Origin of the sequence: Janthinobacterium woesei, assembly GCF_051380875.1 — a bacterium.
GTDB lineage: Bacteria > Pseudomonadota > Gammaproteobacteria > Burkholderiales > Burkholderiaceae_D > Janthinobacterium.
The window spans coordinates 94200-104309 of record NZ_JBNYXW010000022.1 but is presented as its reverse complement, the minus strand read 5'-3'; the positions used below and the strand labels follow the sequence as shown (position 1 = coordinate 104309).

The 10110-nt window shown below is 61.6% G+C and carries 9 protein-coding genes and 1 rRNA gene; 3 read left to right on the top strand and 7 right to left on the bottom strand.

The window, feature by feature from the left end:
* A 5S ribosomal RNA gene (rrf, locus tag ACQ4W6_RS23080) occupies nucleotides 1-109 on the top strand; the annotation flags it as partial.
* Nucleotides 110-222: 113 nt separating this feature from the next.
* Nucleotides 223-1521, top strand: a complete 1299-nt coding sequence (locus ACQ4W6_RS23075) for a leucine-rich repeat-containing protein kinase family protein (protein ID WP_436569510.1) — start codon at nucleotides 223-225, stop codon at nucleotides 1519-1521.
* Between the two features lie 54 nt (nucleotides 1522-1575).
* Here the strand turns inward: ACQ4W6_RS23075 and ACQ4W6_RS23070 are convergent, their stop codons facing one another.
* Both ACQ4W6_RS23070 and ACQ4W6_RS23065 read right to left on the bottom strand, forming a co-directional pair.
* Nucleotides 1576-2841, bottom strand: coding sequence for a nitronate monooxygenase (locus tag ACQ4W6_RS23070; RefSeq protein ID WP_436569505.1), 1266 nt, complete (start codon nucleotides 2839-2841; stop codon nucleotides 1576-1578).
* Nucleotides 2842-3014: 173 nt separating this feature from the next.
* On the bottom strand, nucleotides 3015-3500 hold the full coding sequence (locus ACQ4W6_RS23065) for a YajQ family cyclic di-GMP-binding protein (RefSeq protein WP_436569504.1): 486 nt from the start codon (nucleotides 3498-3500) through the stop codon (nucleotides 3015-3017).
* A 182-nt stretch (nucleotides 3501-3682) separates the two neighbouring features.
* Here ACQ4W6_RS23065 and murB point away from each other — a divergent pair, with 182 nt between their 5' ends.
* Entirely contained in the window at nucleotides 3683-4711 is a 1029-nt protein-coding gene (gene murB / locus ACQ4W6_RS23060; protein ID WP_436569503.1) for a UDP-N-acetylmuramate dehydrogenase, read from the top strand.
* On the opposite strand, the gene ppnP is transcribed toward murB, so the two are convergent.
* The 5 genes from ppnP to ACQ4W6_RS23035 are packed head-to-tail and all read right to left on the bottom strand — an operon-like array spanning nucleotide 4712 to nucleotide 10107.
* Nucleotides 4712-5026: a pyrimidine/purine nucleoside phosphorylase gene (gene ppnP / locus ACQ4W6_RS23055; protein ID WP_436569502.1), complete on the bottom strand. Its 315-nt coding sequence runs from the start codon at nucleotides 5024-5026 to the stop codon at nucleotides 4712-4714. It abuts the gene before it with no gap.
* A 25-nt stretch (nucleotides 5027-5051) separates the two neighbouring features.
* Nucleotides 5052-6077 carry a diguanylate cyclase gene (locus ACQ4W6_RS23050; protein WP_436569501.1) on the bottom strand — a complete coding sequence of 342 codons (1026 nt, stop codon included), beginning with the start codon at nucleotides 6075-6077 and terminating at the stop codon, nucleotides 5052-5054.
* 10 nt (nucleotides 6078-6087) lie between these two features.
* Nucleotides 6088-7140: a chemotaxis-specific protein-glutamate methyltransferase CheB gene (cheB, locus tag ACQ4W6_RS23045; RefSeq protein ID WP_436569500.1), complete on the bottom strand. Its 1053-nt coding sequence runs from the start codon at nucleotides 7138-7140 to the stop codon at nucleotides 6088-6090.
* 10 nt (nucleotides 7141-7150) lie between these two features.
* Entirely contained in the window at nucleotides 7151-9424 is a 2274-nt protein-coding gene (locus tag ACQ4W6_RS23040; protein WP_436569499.1) for a hybrid sensor histidine kinase/response regulator, read from the bottom strand.
* Nucleotides 9421-10107 carry a chemotaxis protein CheW gene (locus ACQ4W6_RS23035; RefSeq protein WP_436569498.1) on the bottom strand — a complete coding sequence of 229 codons (687 nt, stop codon included), beginning with the start codon at nucleotides 10105-10107 and terminating at the stop codon, nucleotides 9421-9423. The genes ACQ4W6_RS23040 and ACQ4W6_RS23035 overlap by 4 nt, the downstream gene beginning before the upstream one ends.
* Nucleotides 10108-10110 lie beyond the last annotated feature (3 nt).

Here is a 10110-nt window from a genome sequence, read left to right as displayed (position 1 = left end):
ATGACCATAGCAAGTTGGTCCCACCCCTTCCCATCCCGAACAGGACCGTGAAACAACTTTGCGCCGATGATAGTGCTGCAACCAGTGTGAAAGTAGGTTATCGTCAGGCTTGTTATTCGTAGTAGAGAAAAACCCGTCAAGCAATTGACGGGTTTTTTTTCGTCCGCTGGTTTTGTCTATGCTGGCGATTGCCGGGTTTTTGAAAGGGATATCTTGTCTGCTTTGCATACGCTGGAGCAATTACGTACTGGCCAATTAGCCGGTGTGCGCCGCCTGAAGCTGTCGTGCGGCTTGACCGATTTCCCCCGCGAAATCTTCGAGTTGGCCGATAGCCTGGAAATCCTCGACCTGTCCGGTAATGCGCTGTCGGCGCTGCCTGACGAGCTGCCGCGCCTGCACAAGCTGCGCATCATTTTCTGCTCGGATAATCTGTTTACCACCTTGCCAGCCGTGCTCGGTTCCTGTCTTGCACTGGAGATGATCGGTTTCAAGGCGAACCGGATCCGCCAGGTACCGGCCGCAGCCTTGCCGCTCAAGTTGCGCTGGCTGACCCTGACCGACAATGCCATCGAAGTCTTGCCGGACGAGTTGGGCAAGTGCGCGCAATTGCAGAAACTCATGCTGGCAGGCAATTGCCTGAGCAGCTTGCCAGCGTCCCTGGCGCACTGCGGCCGGCTGGAACTGGTGCGTATCGCCGCGAACCGCTACACGGCGCTGCCCGATTGCCTGCTGTCCTTGCCGCGCCTGAGCTGGCTCGCCTATGCCGGCAACCCCTGTACTGAAGCGCGTGAACTGGCAGCCCTGGCCGAGGCTGGCATGCCAGGCGTGGCGTGGCAGCGCTTGCAGCTGGCGCAGCAGCTGGGCGAGGGAGCATCGGGCGTCATTCATCGCGCCCGGCTGGATGGCCGTGATGATGTTGCCGTGAAAGTTTTCAAAGGGGCGATGACCAGCGATGGCTTGCCGCGCAGCGAGATGGCCGCCTGCGTCAGCGCGGGCGCGCATGCGAGCCTGATTCCCATCCTGGGTACGCTGGACGCGCATCCGCACGGGGCGCCTGGACTGGTCATGCCGCTGATCGATGCTGCCTTTCGCAACCTGGCTGGACCGCCCAGCCTGGTATCGTGCACGCGCGATGTATATGCCGATGGCATGCGCCTGAGCGCGCCGCAAGCGCTGGCGATTGCCCATGGCATCGCCTCGGCCGTGCGCCAGTTGCACGCGCGCGGTATCGTGCACGGCGATTTATATGCGCACAACATCGTGCATGCGGACGCGGGCACCTGCCTGCTGGGTGACTTTGGCGCGGCGTCCATGTTTGCGCCCGGCTCGCCAGACGCGGCCTTGTTGCAGGGGATCGAGGCGCGCGCCTTTGGCGTGCTGCTGGGCGAGTTGATCGAGCATGGCGACACGCCATTGCCGGCCTTGTGGGCCTTGATGGACGCTTGTTTGCACGAAGAAGTATTGCGGCGACCACAATTTGATGTCATCGAGCGGACGCTGCAGGCAATGCTCCCCGCATAAAAAAATGGCGCAGCCTTTGCAGGCTGCGCCATTTTCATTTCAGACTGGCAAGATTCAACCCGCTACTTGACTTTCTTTTTCCGGCAGGGCGATTTGGTTGTCGACGCTGAACTGGTAGTCCTTGAAGACGTGTTCGGCCGTCAGGATCTGGTATTCACCGTTGTCGAGCTGGTGCGTGGTGTCCTTCAGGCGGTAGGTGTAATGGCCGCAGGTCCAGCAGTTGAAGTTGCGCATGTGCGTGCACAGGCAGGTCTTGTCCATCACGACGACCGTTTTTTGCTCCGGATGGGCAGCGACTTCGCGGTTGTACGAGTTGATGTAGGCACAGTTGCCCGTTGCATCGAGCAGGTAGCCATACGATTCGCAGCCCGGACGGATGCCGGCGCCAATGGCTGGCGTGTTTTTCAGCATGCGCATCGGGTAGCCCGTCGGCGAGATGCCGTTGACGATGATGTCTTCTTCCGATGCCTTGTAATATTCCTGCTTGACCTTGTTTGGCAAGCCGCATTCCTTGGTGACGGTAAAGCGCGTCGCCACTTGCACGCCGGCCGCGCCCGCTTCCAGGAAGGAGACGGCGTCGCTGCCCGTGAAGATGCCGCCAGCGGCGATCAGTGGGATGTCGAGCTGTTCGGTCTTCAGGTAAGCCAGGACTTCCGCGGTAATCGTGTGCAGGTCGTAATTGGCCCAGTCCATGCCGAAACCCAGGTGGCCGCCAGCTAGCGGGCCTTCGACGATGATGAAGTCGGGCAGGCGGTCCAGCTTGGCGTTCTTGCGCAGGAAAATCTGCAAGGCGCGCACGGACGAGACGATGATGCCCAGCTTGGCATCGCGGAAACGCGGGTGGTCGGCCATCAAGGCAAACGAGCCGAAGTGCAGGCCGGCCGACAGGGTGATGCCGTCGACACCCGCGTCCAGCGCTGCATTCAGGCGCACGCGCAAGGTTTCGCGCGGGCCATTCATGGTCAGCTTTTCCATGCAATTGACGAAGATCAAGCCATCGCCTTTTTTTGCTTCCATGGTGCGGCCGATATGCAAACGCTGCGCTTCGGCCAGGCGGCCCAGGTCGAACTGCACCACGGCCTTGTCGCTGTTATTGATGTTGAACTTGTACAGTTTCGTCTTGTCTTTGACGAAGGTGGTGTCGAAACGGCGATCCGACACGTCTTCCACCATGGCATCGGAGATATGTCCGATACCGTTCAGCCGGGCCGCTTCCAGGGCCAGCTCCGACGTGGAAATATCCACACCCATTCCGCCTATCATGATGGGCACATATTCTTTTTTGCCAAATCGCAGGCGGAAATCATCAACACGTTTCATTGCTATCCTTAGACTACCGTGGTTATCACTGAGCCAGATGTACTCATGCTCGCCGCCGGTCGGGCGTGCGGGCGCGCGCATGTAGCTGTGCACAGCTTCAATTCTACCCCAAGCGGGCAGGCTCTCCGAGGCAGCTTGCCACCATGGCGGTGCAAGCGCTGGCCGGATCGCGCTTAATCGCGGAAATTGTTAAATTCCAGCGGCATGTCGGGCACGTCCTTGCGCAGCATGGTCATGGCCGCCTGCAGGTCGTCGCGCTTGGCGCCGGTGACGCGTACGGCTTCGCCCTGGATGCTTGCTTGCACTTTCATCTTGCTGTCCTTGATGACGCGCACGATTTTCTTCGCGTCATCCGTTTCAATGCCATTCTTGATCTTGATGATCTGCTTGACCTTGTCGCCGCCGATCTTCTTGATGTCGCCTTCGTCGAGGAAGCGCACATCGACCTTGCGTTTGGTCAATTTGTTCGTCAGCACGTCGCGCACCTGGCTGAGCTGGAAATCCGAATCCGCAAACGCGGTCAATTCGTTTTCCTTGTGTTCGACGCGGGCGTCGCTGCCCTTGAAGTCGAAGCGGGTCGAGATTTCCTTGTTGGCTTGCTCGACTGCATTCTTGACTTCGATCATATCGGCTTCGGAGACTACATCAAATGACGGCATGGTCTGTTCCTTTCATGTTAGGGCGAACGCGCTCGTAGCGCGCCGGGCGCGCGCATTCTTTGTAAAATGGCACAGCCCCGTTAAAGATGCGACATTTTAACGGACAACGGACGGCCTGCCCTTGTCTTGCGCTGGTTTTTTGTCAGTTTCGCTCTATAATCGAGCAAAATAATCGCTATCCCATGTCTGCAGAGCTCACCATCGAACACAATTACTCCCTCCAGCGTTTGAATACCTTCGGCATCACGGCCAATGCTGCCGCCTATGTACGCATCACCTCCCAGGCCCAGTTGCAGGAGGCTCTGCAAGATCCTGCTCTGTCCGCCATGCCGCGCCTGATACTGGGCGGCGGCAGCAACATTGTCCTGACGGGCGACTTTCCTGGCGCCGTATTGCACATGGCCACGCGTGGCATGCGCTTGGCGCAGGCCGATTTCGAAACCATCCTCGTCACGGCAGCTGCCGGCGAAAACTGGCATGATTTCGTGCAATGGACCCTGGCGCAGGGCGTGGGCGGGCTGGAAAACCTGTCCCTGATTCCCGGCACGGTGGGCGCGGCGCCTATTCAGAATATTGGCGCGTATGGCGTTGAAATCAAGGACTATTTGCATAGCGTGAGCGTGATGCACAGCGCCAGCGGCATCGTCTTCGACATGGACCGCGGCGCTTGCCGCTTCGCTTACCGCGACAGCATCTTCAAGCAGGCCGACGGGCGCGACCTGATCGTGCTGGAAGTGACGTTCGCCTTGCCGGCCGAGTGGCAGCCGAACTTGCGTTATGCGGAACTGGCGCAGGCCGTGGCCGAGCGCAATATCGCCGAGCCGACACCACAGCAGGTGGCCGAGACGGTGATGGCGATACGCCGGCGCAAATTGCCCGATCCGGCCGTGATCGGCAATGCAGGCAGTTTTTTCAAGAATCCGGTGGTGTCGCGCGAGCAATGTATGGCCTTGCTGGAACGCTTTCCTGCGCTGGCACACCATGCGCAGCCCGATGGCACGGAAAAGCTGGCGGCCGGCTGGCTGATCGATCAGTGTGGCTGGAAGGGGAAAAACCTGGGGCCTGCGGGAGTGTATCCCAAGCAGGCGCTGGTTCTGGTGAATAACGGCGGCGCTCGTGGCGCGGACATTACCCGGCTGGCCGAAGCGATACAGGATGATGTGGAGGCGAAATATGGCGTGCGCCTGTCGCCCGAGCCTGTGTTTGTTTAATCAAGCGAAGTGGCAGACATAGTCGACAATTTCGACCGTTTCAATATCAAAATAGCTATTGCCCGCTACCTTGAATTCCTGGCCCGCGCCATAGCTGTTCCATTCGGCCGCGTCGGCCAGGCGGACCTTGCACAGGCCGCTGACGATTTCCATCGTCTCCGGCGCGCCCGTGTTGAAGCGCAGCGATGACGCGAAAATTACGCCCACGCTTTTTTTCGTGCCGTCGGCCAGGATGACGTTGTGCGAGACGCACTTGCCATCAAAGTAAATATTCGATTTCTTGACGACGCTGACATTGTCCAGTTGTGTGCTCATGCTTCACTTTCCTTGCGGTTAAAAATTAGTCATTGACGTCTTCGGCGCTCAGCACGCTGTTGCGTCCGCCGCGCTTGGCCGCATACAGGGCTTTATCGGCGCGGTTGATCAATTGCTCGATCGTCGATGCCGGTGATGGCTCGACGGTGGCCACGCCGATCGAGATGGTGACGATGCCGGCCGCTACTGCCGAGTTCTCGATCTGCAAGCCTTCCAGGTGGCGCCGGCATGCTTCGGCGATCAGCAGCGCGCCAGCCGCTTCCGTTTCCGGCAGGATCAGGGCGAACTCTTCGCCGCCATAGCGGGCAGCCAGGTCGGCCGGGCGCTTCAAATGTTCGGTCAGCACGGCGGCGACTTTTTTCAGGCACAGGTCGCCTGCCAGGTGACCGAACTGGTCGTTATAGCTCTTGAAATAGTCGATGTCGCAGAACAACAGGCTAAGCGGCGTCTTGTCGCGCTGGCCCCGCTGCCATTCGAATTGCAGGGTTTCATCGAAGCGGCGGCGGTTGGCGATGCCCGTCAAGCCGTCGAGGGCGGCAAGTTTCTGCAATTCAATATTCGCCTCGGCCAGGTTTTTTTGACTTTCACGCAGGAAACGGAAGGCCTGGTTGCGCTGCAAACGGCTGATGTGCGCCGCTGAGTGGTAGCGTATGCGCGCCAGCAATTCCAGGCGGTCTGGCAGTTTCACCACGTAATCGTTGGCGCCCACGGCAAAGCTGTGCGCCTTGAGTTTCGGGTCATCCTTGGCCGACAGCACGATGACGGGCACGTGCGCCAGCGTTTCGTGTTCACGGTACAGCTTGATCAGGGCGAAGCCATCGATGCCCGGCAGCACCAGGTCTTGCAGGATGACGGTCGGTTGCAAACGCAGCGCCGTTTCCAGCGCCAAGCTGGCGTCGGTCACGTAATGAAACTCGATGTCCTGCTGGTCACTCAGCATGCGCCGGATTGCCTCGGCAATGATCAACTGGTCGTCCACCAGCAGGACGCTGACCTTGAATTCGGTCAATGCCGGTTCGTGCTGGATGAAACTGGAGGAAAATTCTGGCATTGCATTCTTTTCAGATGTTAGGGGAGGGTTCCCACCCATTGTTGGGTTTGACGCCCAGGCGGCTGCGCAGGCTCGCGCCGATCTTATCCAGAGGCAAGATTTGCTGCGCCGCATCAAGTTCTGCCGCCGCGCGCGGCATGCCATACACGGCACTGCTGGCCTGGTCTTGCGCTATCGTCGTCTTGCCAGCGCGGCGCATGGCCAGCAAGCCATCGCCGCCATCGCGTCCCATGCCAGTGAGCAATATACCGATGGCATCGCCGCGCCAGTGCTGCGCCACGCAATGGAAGAACACATCGACGGACGGACGGTACACATAGTCGCGCGGTGCTGCATCGTAACCCAAACGATAATTTTGATCTAGCAGCAGGTGATCATTGGTCTTGGCGATCAGCACCGTGCCGGCCACCAGTTCGTCGCCCTCGCTGATCACGCGTACCGGCATGCTGAGTTGATCATCGAGCCATTTGGCGAAATGCGAGGCGAAAGTTTCGTCGATGTGCTGCACCACCACGATGGCGCAGCCGGGCGGCGCCGTCCAGCCGGAGAGCACCTTGACCACGGCCGAGGGGCCGCCCGTCGAGGCGCCGATGGCCACCAGCGTGGTGGCCTGGCTGTCGCCGCGTTCGCCGCCATTGCCGTGTGCCTGGCGCGGCGGCGGTGCCTCTGCACTGTGGCGTATCAGCTTGCCGATGGTCTTGATCTTGGCCAGCAGTTCGCTGTCGCCGCCGACCTTGCCTTGCAGCATGGGCGTGGCGGTGACGTCGAGCGCGCCCGCACCCAGCGCGCGGAAAACCTGGTTGACATTGTCTTGCGGACGGCCCGTGACGACCAGGATGGCGCACGGGCTTTGCTCCATGATCAATCGCGTCGCCTCGACGCCATCCATCTCCGGCATGTTCAGGTCCATCAGGATCAGGTCGGGGCGGTTGCCCTGGCACATGCGCACCGCTTCGAGGCCCGTGCGGGCTATCCACAGCACCTGGTGCTCCTGCGTGCTGGCCACCACCCGGCGCAAGGCCTCGGCAGCCATCGCGACATCGTTGACAATGGCAATTTTCATGAAGTGCAACTCATAAGCGCGCATCTCCTATCAGGTCGGCCACCGCGTCGAGCAGGGTCTCGTCGTGGAAGCTGCCCTTGGTCAGATAATAGTCGGCGCCGGCGGACAGCCCGCGCGCGCGGTCTTCCGGGCGATCCTTGTACGAGACGATCATCACCGGCAGCTTGTGCAGGTGCAGGTCCTTCTTGATCAGCGAGACCAGTTCGATGCCATCCATGCGCGGCATGTCGACATCGGTGATCACCAGGTCATAGTCGCCGCTGCGCACCACATTCCAGCCGTCGATGCCATCGATGGCCACGTCGACCTCGAAGCCGCGCGCCAGCAGCAGCTTGCGCTCCATTTCACGCACCGTCAGCGAGTCGTCGACCACCAGGATGCGCTTGGCGCGGCGCTGCTGCGCGTGGCCGGCCTGCGCCAGCTGGTGCAGGCCGCCTTCGTGCAGCAGCTTGTCGATCGACAGCAGCAAGTCGGGCACGTCGAGGATCAGCACCGGTTCGCCGTCATCCAACAGGGCGGCGGCGGAAATGTCGCGCATCTTGCCGAAGATCGGGTCGATGGCCTGCACCGCCAGGCTTTGCTCGCCACGGATGGCGTCCACCACCAGTGCATAGCTTTGCTTGCCGCGCCCGATCACCACCACCGGCAAATCCTCGGCGCTGCTGGCGGTGTCGCCCAGTTCGAGCACCTGCGCCGCCGACACCAGGCCCAGATGCTCGCCCTTGAGTTCAAAGAACTGCTTGTTTTCCAGGGTATGGATGGCCGCCTGCGGCACGCGCACCACGCTTTCCACCTTGACGATGGGGATGGCGTAGGCTTCGCCCTGGATGTCGATCACCAGCGCGCGCACGATCGATTGCGTCAGCGGCAAGGTGATCAGGGCGCGAAACCCCCGTCCCGGCTCGGACTCCAGGCGCACGCTGCCGTTTTGCTGGCGTATCGTCTCGTGCACGATATCGAGGCCCACGCCGCGTCCGGATAATTGATTGGCCGTGGCCTTCAGGCTGAAGGCGGGCAAGAACAAAAATTCCAGCAGCTCGCCCGGCGACAAGGCGGCCGCCATGGCAGGGCTGGCCATCTTGCGCGCGATGACGGACTGGCGGATTTTCTCCAGGTCGACGCCGCGTCCATCGTCGCTGATCTCGATGCTCAGCATGCCGGCACGGTGGCGCGCCTCCATGCGTATCGTGCCCTGCGCCTCCTTGCCCGCCTCGATGCGCTCGTACGGGCCTTCCATGCCGTGGTCGACGGCATTTCTCAGCATGTGGTTCAGCGGGCTTTCGATCTTCGCCAGGATGTCGCGGTCGACCAGCGTGTCTTCGCCGTCGATTTCCAGCTGCACGTCCTTGCCCAGGCTGCGCGCCAGGTCGCGCACCATGCGGGGAAACGCGTGGATGCCGTCGCGGAAAGGGCGCATGCGCAGCGCCAGCACTTCGTCGACCATGCCTTGCGAGACGGCCAGCAAGCGCCGTTCATAGGTTTCGGTGTCGGCGATATGTTCCAGCATGAACTGCTTCAGGGGCTGCGTCTTTTGCAGCGCCAGCAAGGATTTTTCCATCAGGCCCGCGTCGCCCGAGCGGGAAATGGCTTCGTGCAGCTGCTCGATGGCAGAAAACAGGCTGCTCTGGTTGCGCTTGAAACGCTGCAGCGCACCGATGAACGGGTGCATCTGGTGCGCATTGATGCGCGACTCGCTGGCCAGCGACAGCAATTTGTCGAAATTTTGCGCCGGCGCCTTGGCCAGCGCGCGCGGTGCGGCAGCGGCCGTAGCCGCTTCGTCGCCAGCGAGCACGTCGATGACGTCAGGCTGCACAGGCGCGGGTGCGGCCGCAGGCGGCGGGGCCGACGGCAGGGCTGGCAATTCCGGCAGCTCGGCGATACCGGCGATGGCGTTCAGGGTCTGGTCGATCTGCGCCGCGTTGGCGGCAAGCCACGTTTCGGCACCCGCGTCATCCAGGCGCGACAGTTGTACGATCAGGTCGACGCCCGACAGCAGCACGTCGACCCGTTCCGGCGTGAGCTTCAGACGACCATGCTGGGCGGCAACAAAACTGTCTTCCATGCCGTGCGCCAGCTGCACCACCACCTGCAAGCCGACGATGGCGGCGGCGCCCTTGATCGAGTGCGCTGCGCGCATCATGGCCTCGATGGCGGCCGCGTCGCCCGCCTGGCGCTCCATGGCCAGCAGGCCATCGGTCAGGATCTGCGTCTGGCTGTCCGCCTCCATGCGGAACAAGTCCAGCATGGAAAACGCACTCAGGTCGCCGTACTGGTCCTGGCTCATCGTAATAATCTCGCAAGTTGAAAGCCGATCAGCGCCGCGTCGAGGCAGCCGATGCGCAGGTCGCCCTCGGTGATCACGCCCGACAGGAAGCGCGACAGGCCTTTGTTGATGGTGGCGGCCGGCGCCTGCACGGCCGCCGAGGCGTAGCGCACGATGCCATGCAGGTCGGCCACGGGCAGGGCATAGGCTTGCTCTTCCCAGCGCATCAGCAGCAGGCGTGCAAACGTATGCCGGCCTTTGGCAAGCGGCGCGTTCAGTTCATCGATGCCCAGCAGGTGTGCCAGCGACATGCACGGATACAGCTTGCCGCTGATATTGACGATGCCGCCCAGGCCACGCCCGCTGCGGTGCGGCAGCGCATGCGGCTTGGCCTGCGGCGCCACGGAGTCGAACACGCGGGTGGGCAGCGCCAGCCATTCGCGGCCGATGCGAAACACCAGCGCCGAGCTGTCGCGCACCGCGCCGCCCGCATCGAGCTGGCGGAAGTGGCTGGCCCAGTCCTGCTGGTAGTGCGCGTCCACGGGGCGCTGCAGGTTGCGCTGGGCGGCGTCGGCATACACATCGCAGTTGCGGCAATGGATGTTGGCCGGTAGCTTGGGGCAGCTCTGGTCGCCGACCACGCCGATATGCTTCCAGCAATCCTTGATGGCTTCCAGGGTCTCGCTGCCGGTGATGGTTGTCATGCG